A 20,290-nucleotide genomic window follows, 5' to 3' on the forward strand; every position below is an offset into this window, starting at 1 on the left:
CTCGCACTCATGAAGAAGAGCACGGCGTTCTGCAGGTAGGCCACTATCGCCTGCCCGCCAAACTTAGCGGCCTGATTTACCGCGCTTCCCGACGCGCTCCTTCATCCGCTCGCGCATCTGCTGGAACTTCTGCTTTTGCTCAGCGTCTAAGACCTCCTCGATCTCGGCGCGTGTGGCCTCCTTCGCCTTCTTGAACTCGGCGCGTGCGGCCTTCCGATCGCCCTGGTGGCGCGCTTTGATGTCCATCTTCTCGGTCTGGGCGCGCTCAAAGATCTGGCGTACCTTTACCTTCTGGGCGTCGGTAAGCTCGAGCTTTTCGGCGAGGCGCTCGACTCTGCGGTCGAGGCGTTTTTGGAGGTGTTCGAGCTTCTCTTGTTCGGTCATTTGCTCCCAATTGGCGCGGTCTTTGTGTTTGCCTCCGCCGGCGTAAGCGCTGGTGGTGAAACCGAGGGAGAGGGCGATGAGACAGGTCATGAGGATTCGCGATGCTTTCATGTGTGTTGCTCCGTTCTTAAGGGGGAATGGTTCCTTAGCCTCAACACCAATATACGCAGTGGATCTTAAGGAAATGTGAAGCAAATTAATCGTGCGGTGGAGACCAGCAATTGGAGCCAGGTCATCTTGACCTGGGAGCAAGAGGCTTGTTTTTCCAGGCATGGAAGGTCGGGCTCCGATGTTAAACAGGCTCACTGAACGCGGGCGGAGTGAGCTTAAGATTTGCTTAATATTTGCTGATTAATCTTTCGGGGTCTGCGCAACGCGATGGGTGTCCATAACCAAGATAGGCCACTATGACTGATCAAATTCTGCTCATTGAAGACGACTTCGCCCTGGGCGATGAGCTCTTCGACTCGCTTGACGCCGAAGGCTACGAAGTGACCTGGATCAAAGACGGCGCCGAGGCGTACCGCGAGGCGATCGAGGGGTACGACCTGGTGGTCCTGGACTTGATGCTGCCGGGTAAGCACGGCTTCGACGTGCTCAAAAAATATCGTGAGAATTCCGATGTGCCGGTCATTATCCTGACCGCGCGCCGGGAGACGCGCGACAAGCTTCGCGGCTTCGAGCTCGGCAGCGACGACTTTATGACCAAGCCCTTTTTGCCCGAAGAGCTCCTGGCGCGCGTTCGTGCGCGGCTTCGCCGCCCGGTGATGCGCCGCGAGGCCGACCGCGAGCTCGGCCCCCTGTCGATCGACTTCGACGGGCGCACCGTCTCCGTCGACGGCGAGCCGGTCGAGCTGACCGCGGTCGAGTTCGACATCCTCGCCGAGCTCGCCAGGCGCCCGGGCATGGCGCTGAGCCGCCGCCAGCTCGTCGAGCGCGCGCTCCCCAGCGAGAGCGAGGCCACCGATCGCACCCTCGACGTGCATATCTCGCGCATCCGAAAAAAACTCGGCGTGGCTGGCGAGCTCGTCCAGACTGTCTGGGGCATCGGCTATAAGCTCGATAATTCGAAGAAGAGGTCGCGTTGAAGCTTCGGCCAAAACTCGCCGTGACCCTGGTCGCCATCGTCATCCCGGTGCTGGTGGTCTTTACGCTGTTTCGGATCTCGGCCGAGCGCCGCGCCTTCCGCGAGCGCACAGCCGAGCGCGTCGCGGCGCGTCTGGAGGCGAGGGCTCCCGGTCGCTGCCTGCGCGATCCAGAGAGCTTCCACCTGAACCGGCGTGGCTTCCAGATTTACGGCTACGGCCCCGACTATCGCTCGGCAAACCCGCAGGCGCCGCCGCTGCCGGGCGATGTCGTCGAGGCGTTGCGCGCCGGCGAGGAGACCGCAAGCGCGTCTTTCTGGAGAAGATCTCCCTACGCCGGCGTGAGCGCCGTGGGCACTCAGTGGGAGGACTCGCCGTGTTCGGCGTTGGCCGTCTTCTGGCCGCATCACGTCGGCCGAGGTCCGGGGCGCTTCGCCAGAGATATCGCCCTGCAGACCTTCGTCGCCTTCATGGTCCTGCTCCTGACCGCCCTGATCGCCGCCGGGCCGATCGTGCGCCGGATTCGCCGGCTCACCGAGGCGATCGAAGAGGCCGGCGGACCGGACTATCAGGTCAAAGAGGAGACCGACGCCGACGACGAGATCGGGGAGCTCGCGCGCGCGTTTAACACCGCCGGTGAGCGGGTCAGCGAGACGGTCAGCCAGCTCGAGGCGCGCGACCGCGCGCTGACCGAGTATATCGCCAACACCACCCACGACCTGGCGATCCCGCTGACCGTGCTCCAGCACAGGTTGAGCAAGCTCCAAAAACAGCTCGAAGCCAGCGACGACCGCGCGCTCGCCGACGCCGCGATGGAAGAGGCGCATTATATCGCCGCGCTCATCACCAATATGGGCGCCGCCGCGCGCCTCGACCGCACCGGCGAGGAGCTCACCGTGCACCCGTGCGACCTCTGCGAGCTCGTCGAGCGCGTCGTCTCCCGCTTCGAGCCGCTGGCCGAGCAAAAGGAGATCGAGCTCAACTGGGCCGTCCCGCCAGAGCGCCTCGAGTCCCGCTGCGACTCGACCCTGGTCGAGCAAGCGCTGAGCAATTTTGTCCAAAACGCCATCCAATATAACTCGGCAGGCGGGCATATAAGCGTGCTCCTGGAAGACGCGAGACCGAGCGACGGGCGCGGCGGCTTCGAGCTGCGCGTCCTCGACGACGGCCCCGGCGTCCCCGAAGAGCTCCTCGCCCGCCTCACCGAGCGCTCGTTTCGCATGGATGAGTCACGCACGCGCCAGCCGGGCGGGCAGGGCTTTGGCCTGTCGATCGCCCAGCGCGTAGTCGAGCTGCATGGGTGGAGCTTGAAGCTGCAAAACGGCGCGGAGGGTGGGCTAGAGGTGGTCGTCAGCGCCTAAATTGGGCGCTCAAACTTTGATCATTTGAGCATGCTCCCGCGCCATATATTTCTAGCTTCACACACTCTTAGTACTTTCCTCGTATCAATATTTGTAGGGCAGGACACGGAGCAGCCCGACCTGACTTGCCCTGACGTTGCGGTGATAAGCCGTTCACTATTTCTGAAGACCGCGTGACGTGACGCGGTCGAATGCAAGGAGAGACAAATGAAGAAGACAATGGTCAAGATGAGCCTGATTGTGGCGTTTGCCTTCGGGATGGTTGCTGTCAGCGCAAGCTCGGCGTTCGCCTTCGACTTCGATATCGACATCCGCGTCGATAAGCCCAAACCCGCCCGCACGGTGATCGTCAAAGAGCAACGAGCGCCCAAACGTGTTGTGGTGGTCAAGCCCGATCGCCACCATCAGCACAACGCCAAGACGGTCGTAGTCCAAAACCATGGCCCCAAGCCTCACAAGAAGGTCAAAACGGTCAAAGTGGTGAAGACGGTCAAGAACAAGAAGGTGCAGAAGGCTAAAGCGGTGCAGAAGGTCAAAGTGGTGAAGAAAGCGAAGAAGTTCAAGAAGCAGCGCTAAGAGTGCAAAGCACCGGGCGAAGGCGCACGATCAATCGGGTTGGTTTGAAAAAGCGCTTTAATTTCAGACGTATAAATCCTGATGAGCCGTGCGCCTTTGCGCGGGCGCTCCGTGGCGGGCGACTCGGAGCGCAACCTCGCCCACCTGCCATGCCCCGTCCCCCCACCTCCAAGATGCACCACCCCCCAATCAGAGTTATACTTCGCGCCTCGACCGCCTCACACACCGCCTCAACCCAAAAACAAGGTCTCCCAGATGCCGCGACTTGGACGAATTTTAACCCTATTAGGCTGCGCGCTGCTCTCGCTCATCTCGACGAGTTGCTCGCCGCTTGGCGAGCCGGTGGCTGAGGGGATTTCGTCGGGGTATTATTTTTCGAGATGGGGCGATGAGGTGTTTTTCTCGGCCGAGGGGAATTGGCTGGGTCTGGGGAAGTCGGTGGTGGAGGGGGCGGATCGGGAGAGCTTTCGGCCGCTCTCCGAGCACCTGGCGGTGGACCGCGCGCGGGTCTATTATCGGCAATATCCCCAGCCGCAGGTTGACCGAGACAGCTTTCGCGTCCAGGGGCGGGTTTGGCAGGACGACGCGCATATCTACTATGCGCGCAGTCGGGACACGCGACTTCGCGTGGTTGAGGGGGCCGATCCGGAGATGTTTCGCTACCTCTTTCCCGAGGCTGAAAACCCGACGGATTGGGCGCGCGACGCCGAGCATTATTATCTGAGGCATAAGGCCGTTGAGGTCGACGTCGACTCGTTTCGTATCTTAAACGAGACCTTTGTGGCCGACCGCGACTCTATCTATCGCAACAACACGCTGCCCCTGGCGCGAATTGTCGAGGTCAGCGGGCCCATCGAGCAGATCAACGACTTTCATCTTAGGATGGGCGATCAGATCATCAGCGCGGGCAGTTGGGCGTTTGAGGTGGTGACATTTGACGCGATCGACGAGGTCCGCGCGATCGGCACGCGGGTGCTCGTGCTCAACGGGCAAGTCTATGAAAAAGGGAAGCTTTTGCGGGAGTGGGACGGCGACGCGGCGAGCCTCACGACCTGGCCGGACAACCCCTATTATGCCCATGACGCGGGCGCGGTCTATGCCTTGCGCCCGGTCCTCAAGCGCGTCGAGGGGGCGGATCTGGCGAGCTTTGAGCCGGCCCAGGATTACGGCGCGTATGCTACGGATGCGCGGCGGGTGTATTTTAACGGGCGCCACTTAAAAGATGCGGACCGCGCGACCTTTGCGATCGGCCGCGACGCCGATGGCGTCTTCGCCCACGACAAGCATGGTCGCTTCATGATGGGCATTCGCCCGTAGGTCTTGCGAGTCGAAAGTAGGCGCAATTCGTTGCGTTTTCGGCGCTGTGTGGGCAAACTGCGGGGTGGCCCCGTCCACAACCATCCAATTCCCTCGAAGTCGCCGTACGTATGGATATTCGCACACTCCTGATCTGCTTTTTTGCCGTGCTCAGCCTGCAGGCGATCGTGCTCTTTGTGGCGCATCGCAACCGCCAGGCGCGTGACGGCACCGGGTGGATGGCGCTGGCATTTGGGGCGCTTGGGCTGGCCAGTGGGCTCTTTATGCTCCGGGATATCCTGCCGGATTTCCTCACGATCATTGTGAGCAATACGCTGTTTGCGTCCGGGCTTGCGCTGATGCATCGGGGCGTCTCGGAATTTGTGGGCTTGGGCCGCCGCCATCTCGTCATGCATCTCTTCGTTCTGAGCGGGGTGCTCGCCGGCGTGACCTATTTTACCTATGGGGACTATGACACCCCGATGCGCATCGTGACCGTGAGCCTTGCCTATTTTGTCGAGGCCGGCCTCAGCGCGCTTCTTTTGGTCCGAAGCACGAGCGTCACCCGCGACGAGGAGCGGTTTTTGGGCGCGATGTTCGGGGTGCTCGCCATCGCCAACGCCCTGCGCGCCGGGTTGACCCTGCGTTACGGGTCCTCGCCCGATTTTATGCAAAGCGGGCTGATTCAAAGCCTGTCTTTTTTGGTCTTTATCGTGACCTGCACCGCCATCGGCTTCTTTTTCGTGTGGATGAGCGTTGCCCGGCGTCACGTGATGTTGCACCGCCAGGCCACTCGAGACCCGTTGACCGGCCTATTGAATCGCCGGGGGTTTTTGTCGCTGGCGCCGGCGCGCATGCGCGCGGCGCAACAAGAAGGTCGCGAGGTCTTGCTCCTCTTCGCCGATATCGACGGCCTCAAGCAGGTCAACGATACCTTCGGGCACGGCGCCGGAGACAATATTATTTGTGAGGCCGCCGATGTATTGCGCGAGGTGCTGCGCGCGTCGGACAGCGTCGCGCGCCTGGGCGGCGACGAATTCTGCGCGCTGATGCCGGTGAGAGCGATTGAGGACGGGCCGCTGATTCTGCGGCGGATCGAAGACCAGGTGGCGCTGCAGAACGCGTCGGCCGGGCGCGAGTATATCCTGAGCATCAGCGCGGCGACCGCGGCGGTGTCGCCCCTGGAGACGCGCCCGCTCGAGGATCTCTTGGGCGAGGCGGACCGCAAGATGTACGCGACCAAGCGGCGGCGAAAGTCCCCGGCGAGTTTGAACGTCGCAGGTTGAGATCCTGGTCTGCGCCGGACCCCTTTCTATTGTGCTCGCGGCATCACGAGCGCCTTGCACCAATTTTGCGCCAAAGTGGCGCTAAACTTGCGCCAAAATATGGGGATTTGGGTTGTGTTTGCGCTCTTCGTTGAGTGACACGAGGGCCGGGTTCTGAGAAAATATAGTTCACACTTGGCAATATATTAGCGTCGAAATTGTGCGAATTATGGACGTGGATCGCCACGTTTTTTTGGAGCCCAGCCACCAAGGTAAGATTATGAAAAGATTAGATATTCATCAGCCCTTTTTCTCGAGCGTCAACGCAAAGTTGCTCGGCCTCGCCGCCGTTTCCCTCTTGAGCCTGTCGGCCTGTATTACCAGTCCTGTCGAGGACAGCGTCATCTGCTGCGAACTCGAGGACGGCACGATCTCATCAGAGACCTCCTCCGATTGTGAGAAATTTGGCGGGGTGGGGGTTGAAGATGAACTCTGCGAGTGCAGCGTGGATGTCTGTTGTAAGATCGACGGTGGCTTCCAGACCCTCCCGTCGAATGAGTGTCCAGACGCCCAGGTGGTCTCCGGGGAGATGTGCACCCCCGAAGAGAGAGAGCTGTGTTGTAAGCTTGATGACGGCTTCCAGACGGTCCCCGTCAGTCAATGTCCGGAGGGTCACGAGGCCTCGCCGGAGATGTGCCGCCCGGATGAAGAAGAGCTGTGCTGCAAGCTCGACGGTGTCCTGCAGACGGTCCCGGCGAGTCAGTGTCCGGAGGGCGCCGAGGCGCCGGCGGAGATGTGCACCCCCGAAGAGAGAGAGCTGTGCTGTAAGCTTGATGACGGCTTCCAGACCGTGCCCGTGAGTCAGTGTCCGGAGGGTCACGAGGCCTCGCCGGAGATGTGCAGCCCGGATGAAGAAGAGCTGTGCTGCAAGCTCGACGGTGTCCTGCAGACGGTCCCGGCGAGTCAGTGTCCGGAGGGCGCCGAGGCGCCGCCGGAGATGTGCAGCCCGGATGACCAGGTTTGTTGCATGGACGCCGACGGCAGCGTCTCGTTCGTGCCGGGCAGCGAATGCGCGCCGCAGGCGGTGCTCCCCGACGACCGTTGCATCGCGGCGGACACCAATGTTTGCTGCGAGAGCCCCGATGGCTACGAGACGATTCCGGCAAGTCAGTGCCCGGATGGTCTCGAGACCTCGCCGGAGATGTGCGCCGCTTATGAAGAGACCTGCTGTAGGCTCGAGGGTGGTGTTTTCCAGGTGGTCCCGGTGAGTGAATGCCCGACAGGCCAGCACGCCCCGGCCGAGATGTGTGTCCCCGACGAAGAAAAGGTCTGCTGCGAGCTCCCCGATGGCTACCAGACCGTTCCCAGCAGCGAGTGCCCGGATGGCTACGCGACCTCGCCGGAGATGTGCCTGCCCATCGAAGACGATGTCTGCTGCGAGCTCCCGGACGGCTACCAGACGGTTCCCAGTAGCCAGTGCCCTAGCGGTTTCGACGTCCCGGCAGATTATTGCATCGCCTATGAAGAGGTCTGCTGCGAGCTCCCCGATGGCTACCAGACCGTTCCCAGCAGCCAGTGCCCGGACGGCTACGCGACTTCGCCGGAGATGTGCCTGCCCATCGAAGACGACGTGTGCTGCCTGGACGCCGCTGGCAACGCCACGTTTGTCCCGACCAGCCAATGCCCCTCGGCCGCGGTGGTCTCCGACGATCGTTGTATCGACCCGCAGCCGGTTGAGTGCACGAAGTTCCGCGCGGTTGACATGAGCGCGCTTCCCTACACCACGACTGCTGGGGACACGCTTCAGTCCTTCACCTCAATCCAGGGGACCTTTCCGATCAGCACGGCGTGGTCGTCGCCGTGCTATGAGATGCCCGCAGGCGCTCAGCGTGCACACGTAGCCGTTGGCCAAGACCTCGTGCTGAACTTCACGTCGCCGGTCTCTTCGATCTTTTTGCTGCGCTACTATGCACAACCTGGTGATGAGCTGATCGTCCCCGGAGCGACGCTCACGCCCACGTTTTGTGGGAATAGCGCCTACGACAACATTACGCGGGTCGATCTGGCGACACCGAGCACGACCGTGACGGTGCAAGACATCGACTCCGACGGCGGCTCCGGCTACTCGCTCTTTCTCGCCGAATGCATCGAGTGGGGGCAACAACCCTAAGCCTCCCGGCCCCGCTCGCCTTCACGCAGCGCTGCTTAACTAAATGTGCGTGGGGGCGAGGTTTTGGGGAGTGTCTGGTCAGCGATGAGCCCCCGCCGTCTTTGGAGACGGCGGGGGCTTTTGGCGTTGACATTCAATTCACCCCAAAAAGTCACCCCTGAAGCCCACCTCCGGAGGCCCGAGCCCGACTAATTCGGAACCTCGGGCTCAGCCCGGACGGCCCGAGCCCTCAAAATTCGGCCTGCTACCCCATTTTTGAGGGCCTTGCCCACCCGATTTGAGCCGACGGTTCCGATTTTTATGGCCCCAGGCCTCGCGAAACGCGCAGGGGGCTTGTTTTTTGAGGCCGTTGGGCTCAAAAATGGGCCGAGGGTTATATTTTTTGAGGGCTTGGCCCTGGGGAGACCGAGGGTGGGCTGCAATCCGGATGGGGGGCGGCCTGCGCGATGGGGGTCGTGGGTCGGCCGCATGCGCGCCCAAACAAGATTGATAGCGCGTTATATTTTCATCACTATTACGTCATTTTTACACCGGCATCAGGCAATGAAACTTCACCCAGAGCAACCCAGAACAGGCAACGAGGCGGTCGACCGCCTCGTTGCGCACCTATTTGCGCATCTTGAGAGCGACCCGGGCAACCGGTATGGGCAGCGAGAGGTGCCGGACGAGCTTCGCGAGCAGATTGTCGCGGCCGACGCCCCGATGACACAGGCGCTCCTGGCGATTCTCGCGGATCGCGAGCTCAGTTGGGAAGACGCGCCCGGTGAGGGTTGGATCGTCATCCTGGCGCCGCGTCTGCTCGCCGCGCGTGGCGATGAGGCGGCGATCGAGCCGATGATCGAGCTCTTGTCCGAGTGCCATTGGGAGACGTGGTTGTACGGGGAGCTCATCAGCGCGCTGCAGATATTCGGCAAAGCCGCGTTCGGGCCGACGCTTCGAGCGCTTGAGGCGGCCGAGGCGTCTGGCGAAGATCCCGAGGATGAACAGGGTTTTCGAGGCGGGCTACTCGAGGTTTTGATCAACGTGGGCGTCCATGATGACCGGGTTTATGAGCGTCTCCTGACTGAATTGCACGAGGATATCGAGCTCGGCGCGTCGCACCTGGGCACCTACGGAGACGAGCGCGCTCTTGAGCCCTTGTCGCGCGTGTTCGATGGCGAAACGGTCGATGAGTCCGGCGGTTTGGGCGCCAACCAGCACGTGCTCGAGCTGAGCGACGCGATTCGCCGACTGGGCGGCAGCCTCAGCGATGCGCAGCGAGCAAAGGTCCGGCGAGCTGATCGGATACGTGAGGAGTCTCGGGGGCGGCCGCAGCCTGTATTCGGCGCGCCCGGAGTGCAAGAAAGCGGCTCGTATACCAAGAGTCCGCGTGAAGAAGTTGGCCGCAATGCGCCCTGCCCCTGCGGATCGGGGAAGAAGTACAAGCGCTGTTGCCTTCGGCGATGAGTTCCGTGTGGGCGAGATTGTTGGGAGTCTTTGGCGATTGTGGAAGAAGTCGAAGACCTCTTTGAGCGCGGCCGTCCCGTCCTCCCAGACCTCCCAGACCTCCCAGACCTCCTCGTGCTGCTCGGTGCGCAGGACAATGTGGTCGACGACATTGGCAGATTGGTGCGTGCGCTCGTTTATTTCAATCATTCGCTTGAGTTTTGCGTTATCACCATTATTATTTATCTCGTCTAAGTTTTTCGGAGCTTAGATATTTACAATTCAACCCGATCAATACGTTGTCTCAATATCCGGCATTCCTCGCCGGAGCCTCGCCCGAGGTGGCCTCGTACGGATCGGTTCCCTTCAGCTTTGAGGAGCAAAATGTCGAATTCGAAAGCCGATCGAGACAACCGTTCGAACCAGCTCAACCCCAATAACGATGCGTATTGGAGTTCGCGGGGCCAAGATGCGCCCGGAGCGCAGCCATCGTATTCGCCGAGCCAAGACGATCGGGATAACCGCTCGAGGCAACTCGACCCCGAGCACCCCACTTATGACAAGTCACGGGGCAAATAACTCGCCTGATTAAGGCAGGTAAACCGGTACCGATCTGGCTTCGGCATTTTCGTGTCGATGTGTTTGTCATGCAGCAGTGTTGCAGCCGAAGCCAGGCGGCGCTGATCTGTGAATTATTATTTTTTACTGCGAATAACTAAAAATTAGGGATTTTGGATGCAGCGTATTTTGATCAGTGGCTCCGAGGGCCTTGTAGCGTCGGGTCTTATCCCGGCACTTGAGGCACGAGGGGTCGAGGTATGTCGTTTTGACTTATTGGGTCGGGAAAATTCGATTGAGCAGGGCGATATTCGTGAAGCTGCAGCGGTGCGCCGCGCCATGCGGGGCTGTAGCGGCGTCATTCATCTGGCGGCGGTATCGCGGGTGGTCTGGGGGCAAAATGACCCGGACTTATGTTGGGAGACCAATGTTGAGGGAACGAAGAATGTTCTGAAAGCGGCGGCCGAAAGTGAGCCGAAGCCCTGGGTTGTCTTTGCGAGCAGCCGAGAGGTTTACGGGGAGCCGGCCGGTTGTCCGGTCCGTGAGGATGACGAATTACGTCCCCTCAATATTTACGGCCGCTCGAAACTCGCCGGGGAGCAGGCTGTGCTTGATGCGCGCGAGCACGGGCTTCGCACTGCCGTGGTCCGCTTGTCGAATGTGTATGGACGTATCGATGACCACGTTGACCGGGTGATCCCCGCGTTTGCGCGCGCGGCCGTCGAAGGTAAGGCGCTGCGCGTGGACGGACGCGACCATACCTTTGATTTCACGCACCTCGATGACACGGTTCGCGGCATTATTGCGCTCTGTGATCGGCTTGAGAATGGAGCCAAAAACCTTCCACCAATCCACCTGCTCACCGGTCGGCCCACCACCCTGGGCGAGCTCGCCAGATTAACCGTCGACACCGCTCAGAGTGCATCAATAATCCACGAAGCACCGCCGCGTAATTATGACGTCGCGACGTTCTGGGGTGACCCGTCAAGGGCGCATAAATGGCTCGATTGGAGGGCCGAAATCACGCTCGAAGAAGGCGTATTTCGCCTTATTCAGGACTTCGAGCGCGCGTTGAAGCACACCCCAGAGAAGCAAAAACAGTCCCCGTTGGAAAGGAGCGGCGTATGAAAGTTTTGAAAGTTATCCACGGTTATCCGATGCGCTATAACGCCGGTTCTGAGGTCTACAGTCAGATGCTCTGCCACGCGCTCGCCGAGGAGCATGAGGTGCGGGTATTTACCCGCGAAGAAGACCCGTTTGCGATGGACTTCGCCATGCGCACCGAGCGCGATGAACTCGACGCGCGGGTGCTTAAATACCTGGTCAATGTCCCGCGAAGCAAAGACCGCTACCGCCATGTCGCTGTTGATCAGCGCTTTGCCGAGGTTCTCGATGTGTATCAACCCCACGTCGTTCACGTGGGGCATCTCAACCATCTCTCGACCTCGCTTCTAACCGAAGCTGCCGCCCGCGAGATCCCCATCGTCTATACCCTGCATGACTATTGGGTGATGTGCCCGCGCGGTCAATTTATGCAGTTTTTCGCCGAGGACCCGACCGAGTTGTGGGCGGCATGTGACGGCCAGGAACACCAGAAATGTGCCGAGCGATGCTACGCGCGCTATTTTTCGGGGAGTCCCAATGAACGCGCACAAGATGTGGAAATGTGGAGCGATTGGGTGGCCCGACGCATGGCGCATATGCGCGAGATGGTTGAGCATGTCGACCTCTTTATTGCGCCCTCGAAATATCTCTATAAGCGCTATCGCGACGAGTTTGGTCTCTCCGAGCGAAAGCTTGAATATTTGGACTATGGCTTCGATTTAGAGCGCCTGAAAGGACGCGTCCGTGTACCGGATGAACCCTTTACCTTCGGATATATCGGCACGCATATCCCAGCGAAGGGGATCAATCACCTGATCGAAGCCTTCGGCGAGGTTAACGCGAGCGCACAATTGCGCATTTGGGGGCGCCCACGCGGGCAGAATACGGCCGCACTCAAAGCACAAGCCGCGGCACTTGGCGGTGGCGCGGCCGAGCGTATCGAATGGTTATCAGAGTATCGAAATGAGGAGATCGTCGAGCAGGTCTTCAATAAGGTCGACGCGATCGTTGTCCCTTCCGTCTGGGTCGAAAACTCGCCGCTGGTTATTCACGAGGCGATTCAGGCCGGCGTGCCCGTCATCACCGCCGATGTGGGGGGGATGGCGGAGCATATCGAACACGAGGTCAATGGTCTTTTGTTCCGCCATCGGGACCCCGCGTCGCTGGCAGCACAAATGCAGCGGCTGGCGCTTGAGCCTGCGCTAGCCGAGCAGCTCGGCGCCCACGGGTTTTTGCACTCCGAGTCGGGCGATATCCCGTCGATGAACACACACGTGCGTGACATTGAGGCTATCTACAAAAATGTCCTTGAGCTTCGCGACAAAGCACATCTTGAAAAGCTCGATGGCCCCTGGCGCATCACCTTCGATACCAACCCTGACACTTGTAATATGCGCTGCATAATGTGCGAGGAGCACTCTCAACTCAGCGACAAGCAAACGCAGCGTCGAAAAGCTGGAAAGCCGCGTCGGATTATGTCGATTGACCTCATCCGTCAGGTGCTCGAAGACTCGCGTGGCACGGCGCTGCGCGAGATCATCCCGTCGACGATGGGTGAGCCGCTGCTCTACGAGCATTTCGACCAAATCCTCGATATGTGCGAGGAGTTTGACGTTCAACTCAACCTTACCACTAACGGGACATTCCCCAAAAAGGGCGCGCGCGCCTGGGCGGAGCGAATCGTGCCGGTGACCTCCGATGTAAAGATTTCGTGGAACGGGGCTACCAAGGAGACCCAAGAGAAGATCATGGTGGGTTCAAATTGGGAGCGCGTGCTCGAAAACGTGCGCACCTTTATCGCCGTGCGCGACGCCCACGCCGCGGCTGGCGGCAATTTCTGCCGAGTCACCTTCCAATTGACCTTTATCGAAGAAAATCTCCACGAACTCGCCGATATCATCAAATTAGCGGCTAGTCTCGGGGTCAATCGAGTCAAAGGCCACCACCTCTGGGTTCATTTCGACGGCATGGAGGAGCAGTCAATGCGTCGCTCTCCTGAGGCGATCCGCCGATGGAACGAGGCGGTTCTCAACGCACGAAAAGCGGCGCAAACCCACAAGCTCCCCGACGGCCAAACGATCCTACTTGAGAATATCTATCTGCTCGATGAAGAGGCCACCACGGATATCGCGCCTGGCGGAAAATGTCCGTTCCTGGGCCAAGAGGCGTGGATCAGCGCGATGGGCCGATTCAACCCCTGCTGCGCCCCCGATGAGAAGCGAAAGAGCCTGGGCAGCTTCGGCAATCTTTATGGTCGGAGCATCACCGATATCTGGAATAGTGATGACTATAACCGGCTGGTTCGCAGCTACCGCACCCGCGAGTTGTGCCTGGGGTGCAATATGCGAAAGCCCGCGGAGGAGTCATGAACCTACCTGATTGGAAGAAAACAAGCGTCTCACCCGACCAATCACATCACCTTTGTTCTGGCAAACCGCTCTACGACAAGCGCTTTGATGAGGTACTCAAATACCATGCTCCTGGACTGGCTCCTGCTCGCGACGCCTCGGGAAGCTATCATATCGACCTGATGGGCCAACCGGTCTATGCCGAACGCTACCAGCGCACCTTCGGCTTCTATGACGGGCGCGCCTCGGTGGTATCCAACGGCCGCTGGTTCCATCTCGGGGAGCACGGCGAGCAGATCTATTCGGCGCATTACGCCTGGACAGGAAACTACCAGGAGGGACGATGCACCGTGCGGTCTGAAAGTGGACTCTATAGCCATATCGATCGCCTGGGCCAGCCCGTTTACGACGCGCAATATCACTACGCCGGCGACTTCCGAGACGGCGTGGCAGTCGTGCAAAACGAGGCCGGCCATAGCACCCATATTGACCGCGACGGCGCGCTGATTCATGCGCGTTGGTTTGCGGACTTGGATGTCTTTCACAAAGGATTTGCCCGCGCTCAAGATGAGCGAGGTTGGCACCATATTAACCGCTCAGGCGACGCGCTCTACACAAGGCGCTTCGCGGAAGTTGAGCCCTTTTATAACGGCCAGGCCCGCGCCAAACGCTTCGATGGCGGGTTGGAGGTTATCGACGAGCGCGGCGAGCGCATGCTTGAGTTGCGCCCCGGCCGGCCAACGCCATTGCAGACGCTCTCCGATGATATGGTCGGGTTCTGGAAGACCCAGACCATCCAAGCTGGCGTTGAGTTGGGCGTATTCGACGCATTGCCGGCAAATACGGCGGAGGTCGCACAACGTACCGAATTGGCTGAGCGTCGTGCGATGCGATTACTTTATGGACTCTGGGAGCTCGAACTGGTGAGGCCAGACGACGCCGAGCGCTGGTGTTTAACCGAGTGTGGTGCGCTTCTTGGCCACGAAAGCCCGAGCGCGATGGCTTATGCGTCGTCAGTTTGGGCGCGCGATCACTACCAAAAGTGGCAGCGCCTGCCCGACGCGCTCCGCGCAGAGGCAACCTCGGAGAAATCCTATTTCAAGGGGCTCTCAGGCGCGCAAGTCGCGACCTACCAACGCGCTATCTCCGGCTACGCGCGCCATGATTACGCGCACCTGCCCGAAACCATAAATTGGCGCGAACATAAGCACGTCATCGACGCCGGTGGCGGGCAAGGTGTGCTCCTGGCACAACTCTTGACGGCTCACGCACATCTGCAAGGCACCCTACTGGAACTGCCCCAGGTGCTAGGCACCTTCGAAAGCCCAGGCGAGTTCTCTGGACGCTTGCGTGCCCTCCAAGCAAATCTCTTCGAGCCCTGGCCAAGCAAAGCAGATGCCATCGTGCTCGCCCGAGTGCTCCACGACTGGCCAGATTCGGACGCCCTTCGGATTCTAAAGCGAGCGCGTCAATCGCTTCATCCCAACGGAAAACTCTATGTCATCGAGATGATACGCCCCGACGACAAACCGGACGGCAGTCTGCTCGACCTCAATATGCTGGTGATGACCGGCGGGCGCGAGCGCACCCACAGCGAATGGACAAAACTCTTAACAGATGCTGGTTTTCACTTATTGGAAACACGCAACTTACCGTCTGTCAGCGATATTTTAATCGGAGCTATAAAATGATCGAATATGTGATTCCGCCAACGCTCGTGCAGAGCCTCGCTGCTATCCCGACCGACCAGCCGGTGGCCCTGCTTCTGCGGCATTCCGTGCGCGACCCCATCCCCGAGGGAGAAACCGGAAACGACCTGCCGCTTACCGATAAAGGCGTTGAGATTGCCCGCGAGTTGGGAGAAAAACTCAAAGGCCGTCTGTCGACGTTGCACACAAGTCCCGTGCGCCGCTGCGTCCAAACCGCTGAACACCTGCGAAGCGGCGCTGGCATCAATTGCGAGATAAAGCTCGATCGAATGCTCGGTGATCCGGGGGTTTTTATCGAAGATGCCGAAGTGGCCGGGCAGAATTTTCATACACGAGAATACTGGGAGCTAATCGCGTCATTGGTTCGTGGAGAGAAGTTGATCGGTATGCGTCACGGCCCAACCGCCGCGCGCCAACTCACCGAGCATATGCTGGCGCAAATAGATGGAAAGCCTGGGGTACACATCTTCGTCACCCACGATTATTTCTTGGCGACCCTCGCCGCTGTCGGTCTCGCACTTGCCAGCGACGAGAGCTTAGCCCCGAAATTTTTAGACGGCGTATTTATCTGGCAGGACGCTCAAATTCACGGGCGCTATAAGAGCAATCAGGGCGTCATCAAGTGGCCGACACAAACGCAGACCTCACCGAATAGAATCTGCGTTCTGGAGGGCCAAAATGAGGCTGGTTGAAAAAGACATTCTATCCTTTGCGTGCGTTTGGTTTGACCGCCTCTTTGCAGGAAAGTTTAGGGGACGCGTATATTTGGCTGGCGGCGCGTTTAAATCAGTCTTGCACGGACGACCGCCCAATGACCTGGACCTGTTCGCCGCTACCGATCCCGGTCGCCAGGCGCTGCTTGATATCCTGCAGCAAAATGGTGCGATTATTCTGCAGGATAACAAACCCTATCAAACGATTTTGAGTTGGCATGGTCAGCGCGTCGAACTTGCATATAGCACCCAATATCAAACGCTCTCGGAGCGGCTGGCGCAATTTGATCTGGACCTCTCCGCAGTCGGCGTGGAATACGATGATGGTCGTCTTCATCCCGAGATCCACCCTGTCGCGCGTGAATCGCTCGTATCGGGCGAAGTCCTGCTCATTAAGCCCCTGAAAAACTGGAAATACGTGTTGGCGACGCTCGAGCGCATGCGCCGTTACGCCCGCGAACTCGATCTGGTACTACCCAAGGCCGAAATAAACTATATTTGGAGCATTTTTGAAGACCAACCCCTTGAGATGCAGCGAGGCATGATCGAACGCTTTCGCCTTGTTGGCCGCGACACCCAGGCTATTCAAAAGGAGGCAGAATGCCGAATCCACCCCTAATCGCGGGACTCTATCCATACGTGCGCGAGGGCGTTCATCACCCGCCAACGTTTACGCTACGCGAGATCCCACAATGCCTAGCCATCAACCCCTGGTACCGCGACGAACTCCTCGTACTCGCCGGAGACGCGGACTCCGCCCGCGCGCACAGCTCAATTGGGCGGATGAGTTGAGGCATGCGTGTGATACCAATAAGCGCTTTGATATCCTTGATTGACGTCTAACCCACCCCAAAAATCACCCCTGAAGCCCACCTCCGGAGGCCCGAGCCCGACTAATTCGGAACCTCGGGCTCAGCCCGGACGGCCCGAGCCCTCAAAATTCGGCCTGCTACCCCATTTTTGAGGGCCTTGCCCACCCGATTTGAGCCGACGGTTCCGATTTTTATGGCCCCAGGCCTCGCGAAACGCGCAGGGGGCTTGTTTTTTGAGGCCGTTGGGCTCAAAAATGGGCCGAGGGTTATATTTTTTGAGGGCTTGGCCCAGGGGAGACCGAGGGTGGGTTGCAATCCGGATGGGGGGCGGCCTGCGCGATGGGGTCGTGAGGAGTCTCGGAGGCGGCCTTGGCCTGGCCGGAGAATGTCAATCTTAAACCTATACCGCACGGAATTTATGAGTAATTATCGCCGAATCGAATCGTTTCGCGCCTTCAAACCAATATTCTTGGCGTGTCTGCTGGCTCTTCTCATGCCGCTTGGTTGCTCAAGCGATTCAAACGAATCCAGGAGCGACTCGGGAATCCAGCCGCAGCAAGATGCCGCGGAGGACGCGCGTGATGCCCAGCCTGATAGCGAGCAAGCCCAGGACGGTCATAGCGACGCCGATAGCTCCGAGGAGCCTTCGGACGCGGACTCATCCAACCACGACGCCTCTAACTCAGACACGGGTGACGTCTGGTCGCCCCCGCTGGATTGCCCGAGCGACACGCCTGGCTTTGCGATCACACGGGTCGACGGCGACCTGGAAGACGGCGCCCCGTTGGTGGTGTGCGGGGCGGGCTTTGGCGCGCAGGGGCCCGAAGCGGTGTTTTTTGAGAATTTCGAGTCCGGCACCGCTGGCGAAGATGTCACCGAGTCCAGCCCGGTTCGGGGCAAATGGCTCAGTCCCAGCGGGCGCTATATCGATGACGCGGCGCGCTCGGGTGCCCTCTCCTTGCTGGTCGCGGACGCCCAGGAAGCCGGCGGGCGCGGCGTGGGCGCGGTGATGGGATTTCCCGACGAGTCGGGCGACTTTGGGCTGATGCACTTCGACCAATTCTTCGTGAGTTGGGCCGAGCGCGATCTGGGAGATTTTCCTGGCAATGACTCGAGTCCCACCGAATTTTCGTCGGACTCCAGCGCCAAGGATGTCTGGGTCATGTACGGGACTCGAGGCGACAATTACGACTATTCGTGCAGCCAGGGAGAGTGCAACGGCAATGATATTGTGCTGGCCACGCACACCGGTGGCGGCGCTTTTAAGATGGACGGCAACACCACCCAAAGCAATTGGTGGATGGGCGATTTTTGGGCGTTTCAGCAGTGGAATATGATGTCGGTCTACCTCGCCGTGAACCAGCAAGCCCCTTACGTCGACATCGACGCCGGCGTGTTCGAGCATTTTAGCGCCGACAAACCGATGCACCGCGAGGAGTATGGCGGCCCCATCATGCGCCAGGAGCTCGACCAGATCCCGCCGGTGTGGGACCGAATCAAATTTGGCGCCTGGTATCGACAGGCCGGCGACGTGCGCCGCATTATGGACGATTTATACGTGTCCGTGGGCGAAGGCGCCCCGGCGCGCGTCGAGATCGCCAACGCTCAAAATATCGAGGACGCCACCCGCATCGCCATCTCGGTGGTCGACCAATGGTCCGACACTCGCCTGGACGTCACGCTTAATCTGGGCGGGTTTGATCCGGCTCAACAAGATTTGTACTTGTTCGTGGTCGACGCCAATAACCAGCGCTCCAGCGGATATGCGCTGGGCGAGTGACGGTCGAGGCGAGGGCGGGCTTAATCGCTGGCGTTTTCGAGCGCCAACGTGCCCGCGAAGGTGGGCTGATTGGCGTTGTCGACCCAGTACAAATATAGCTCGCTCCGATCATGGAGCGCGCCGAGGTTCAGCGCGAACTCAATGCGCTCGTCCTCCCAGGTGATGGGGCGCTGCAACTCGACCTTGGAGGTCTCCTCCCAGGTCGGGGCGTCCGCCAGATAGAGCCGCCTCCAACTATCGTCGACGTAGACCTCTCCGAAATAATAGTCGGGCTGATCATAGCCGGCTGGCTCCGGGCCGACCTGGTGGTAGAAGCCGCGCGTCTCATCCCAATATTCGTTGGGGGTCCAGCGTCCGACTTCGTTGCCATCGGGGTCCTTCATCATCGCCGGGAGCCATTCGTTGCGTCCGGTGTCGGCAAACCACAGATACCAGGTATTAAAAATCTTTCCCGGCTTGGTGTCGCCCGTCGGGTCAATCAGCATCTCCTGGAGGTGCCACTGGCGAATGTCGCCCGAAGGAAGCGAGGACCAAACAGGCACCATATACCCGTTTTCGCGAGGCGGCGGCCAGACGAGCTCGCCATCGGCGTTCGTATAGCTCCACTGGTTTTTAGCGATATTGCCCGCCGCGGATCCGGACCAGCCATGATGCTGGGAGTCGCGCTGGGAGCCACGCATCGTCTTAAGCGAATTGTCGTCGGCCCCTTCGGGAAAGACCTGGCGATATGAATAATAGTAGCGGCCGTCTCTAAACGGTTCGGGACTGCTGGTCTTTCCGCCGGTAGCCTGGACCCCCATAAAATAGGCCCCGGCCTTCTCGCCGTCGGGGCTTCCACCCGGCGCGAAATAGTATCCCAACGAAGCGTCGAAGCGCATATTTTCGCCCGTTGTCTTGAAGATGGGCGGGTTGCGCGCCGAATTGTAGGTGCCATAGAGCGGTGAAGCCAACTCGGGCTCCATGGCAAAGGCGCCGTCTTCGAGGTCGGCATTATAGCTGCTCGATTGACCGTCGATATAGACCTCGGTGCCGAAGTCCCACAAACGCGGCGGACCGCCGCCCGGCTTGGTGCCCAAACCACCACCGGGGCGCGTCAATTCGATGAGCGAGCGGTCCGCGGCCGCACCCGAAATTTCGTACCCCTCGGCCGCGGTCCACGGACTCGAAGCGCCGCCGGTGTCAGATAAGGTGTCGGTCGCGGTGTCACCCACGGTATCACCCGACGTGTCATCGCTATCATCAACCTCATTTGTCACATCCGAAGGTGTCTGATGCGTGTCATCTCGCCTAACGTCAGCGCTCGAGTCGACATCTGCCCCGCCGCTTATGGCCGCGTCCGCGCGGTCCTGGTGAGTTTCATCCTCGCAGCCAGCGCCGGCGAGCAGGGCGCCAACGCAAAGGGCCATCCACATAGGTTTCCATTTATAATTCAACGGTTTGTCCTTGATCTTATGCGCTCGGGAATTGGATTCGACGTCAACGCTTGGGATCGGCCCGGTCTAACACGAAGGCATGATGATTCGTGTGATCTTCGACCTTCCCAACAGGGGTGTCGATAAAGGCGTGCCGACGAGCGCTGTATATTGGTGTCGAGATCGTGCCGTCTGCGGAGGGAATCGTCAACCGGTTCTTCTTCCTTCCCGCAGCCCAACCCCACCTCCAAGCCCTCCTCCCTCAAAAAACCGCGCTTCCGGGCGCGTAGAG

Annotated in this window: 16 protein-coding genes; 14 read left to right on the forward strand and 2 right to left on the reverse strand. The window is 59.8% G+C overall.

The window, feature by feature from the left end; translation table 11 throughout:
* Positions 1–63 precede the first annotated feature (63 nt).
* Entirely contained in the window at positions 64–495 is a 432-nt protein-coding gene (locus DN745_RS17460; RefSeq protein WP_133621903.1) for a hypothetical protein, read from the reverse strand.
* A 296-nt stretch (positions 496–791) separates the two neighbouring features.
* Between DN745_RS17460 and DN745_RS17465 the strand changes: the two genes are divergently transcribed.
* From DN745_RS17465 to DN745_RS17535, 14 genes are all read left to right on the forward strand, one after another.
* Positions 792–1,472 (forward strand): response regulator transcription factor, encoded by a 681-nt coding sequence (locus DN745_RS17465; protein WP_111336893.1) that lies wholly within the window; start codon positions 792–794, stop codon positions 1,470–1,472.
* Positions 1,469–2,830, forward strand: coding sequence for a HAMP domain-containing sensor histidine kinase (locus tag DN745_RS17470; RefSeq protein ID WP_111336895.1), 1,362 nt, complete (start codon positions 1,469–1,471; stop codon positions 2,828–2,830). The genes DN745_RS17465 and DN745_RS17470 overlap by 4 nt, the downstream gene beginning before the upstream one ends.
* A gap of 207 nt (positions 2,831–3,037) precedes the next feature.
* Complete coding sequence (locus DN745_RS17475; protein ID WP_111336897.1) at positions 3,038–3,406, forward strand: hypothetical protein; 369 nt, start codon at positions 3,038–3,040, stop codon at positions 3,404–3,406.
* 255 nt (positions 3,407–3,661) lie between these two features.
* On the forward strand, positions 3,662–4,723 hold the full coding sequence (locus DN745_RS17480) for a DKNYY domain-containing protein (RefSeq protein ID WP_162687759.1): 1,062 nt from the start codon (positions 3,662–3,664) through the stop codon (positions 4,721–4,723).
* A 110-nt stretch (positions 4,724–4,833) separates the two neighbouring features.
* On the forward strand, positions 4,834–5,988 hold the full coding sequence (locus DN745_RS17485) for a GGDEF domain-containing protein (RefSeq protein ID WP_111336901.1): 1,155 nt from the start codon (positions 4,834–4,836) through the stop codon (positions 5,986–5,988).
* Between the two features lie 259 nt (positions 5,989–6,247).
* Positions 6,248–8,137, forward strand: a complete 1,890-nt coding sequence (locus DN745_RS17490; protein WP_133621902.1) for a hypothetical protein — start codon at positions 6,248–6,250, stop codon at positions 8,135–8,137.
* A 543-nt stretch (positions 8,138–8,680) separates the two neighbouring features.
* On the forward strand, positions 8,681–9,583 hold the full coding sequence (locus DN745_RS17495) for a YecA family protein (RefSeq protein ID WP_162687760.1): 903 nt from the start codon (positions 8,681–8,683) through the stop codon (positions 9,581–9,583).
* Positions 9,584–9,622: 39 nt separating this feature from the next.
* Positions 9,623–9,817: a hypothetical protein gene (locus DN745_RS17500; protein WP_133621900.1), complete on the forward strand. Its 195-nt coding sequence runs from the start codon at positions 9,623–9,625 to the stop codon at positions 9,815–9,817.
* A 480-nt stretch (positions 9,818–10,297) separates the two neighbouring features.
* Positions 10,298–11,248, forward strand: a complete 951-nt coding sequence (locus DN745_RS17510) for an NAD-dependent epimerase/dehydratase family protein (RefSeq protein ID WP_111336911.1) — start codon at positions 10,298–10,300, stop codon at positions 11,246–11,248.
* Positions 11,245–13,593: a glycosyltransferase gene (locus tag DN745_RS17515; RefSeq protein ID WP_111336913.1), complete on the forward strand. Its 2,349-nt coding sequence runs from the start codon at positions 11,245–11,247 to the stop codon at positions 13,591–13,593. Before DN745_RS17510 ends, DN745_RS17515 begins: the two co-directional genes overlap by 4 nt.
* Entirely contained in the window at positions 13,551–15,263 is a 1,713-nt protein-coding gene (locus DN745_RS17520) for a methyltransferase (protein WP_162687761.1), read from the forward strand. The genes DN745_RS17515 and DN745_RS17520 overlap by 43 nt, the downstream gene beginning before the upstream one ends.
* Positions 15,260–15,973: a histidine phosphatase family protein gene (locus DN745_RS17525; RefSeq protein WP_162687762.1), complete on the forward strand. Its 714-nt coding sequence runs from the start codon at positions 15,260–15,262 to the stop codon at positions 15,971–15,973. The genes DN745_RS17520 and DN745_RS17525 overlap by 4 nt, the downstream gene beginning before the upstream one ends.
* Positions 15,960–16,613, forward strand: coding sequence for a Gabija anti-defense Gad2 family protein (locus DN745_RS17530; protein ID WP_133621899.1), 654 nt, complete (start codon positions 15,960–15,962; stop codon positions 16,611–16,613). The genes DN745_RS17525 and DN745_RS17530 overlap by 14 nt, the downstream gene beginning before the upstream one ends.
* A 686-nt stretch (positions 16,614–17,299) precedes the next feature.
* Entirely contained in the window at positions 17,300–18,586 is a 1,287-nt protein-coding gene (locus tag DN745_RS17535) for a hypothetical protein (protein ID WP_133621898.1), read from the forward strand.
* A gap of 20 nt (positions 18,587–18,606) precedes the next feature.
* Here the strand turns inward: DN745_RS17535 and DN745_RS17540 are convergent, their stop codons facing one another.
* On the reverse strand, positions 18,607–19,998 hold the full coding sequence (locus DN745_RS17540) for a hypothetical protein (RefSeq protein ID WP_133621897.1): 1,392 nt from the start codon (positions 19,996–19,998) through the stop codon (positions 18,607–18,609).
* Positions 19,999–20,290: the final 292 nt, after the last annotated feature.

The organism is Bradymonas sediminis, from assembly GCF_003258315.1.
GTDB lineage: Bacteria > Myxococcota_A > Bradymonadia > Bradymonadales > Bradymonadaceae > Bradymonas > Bradymonas sediminis.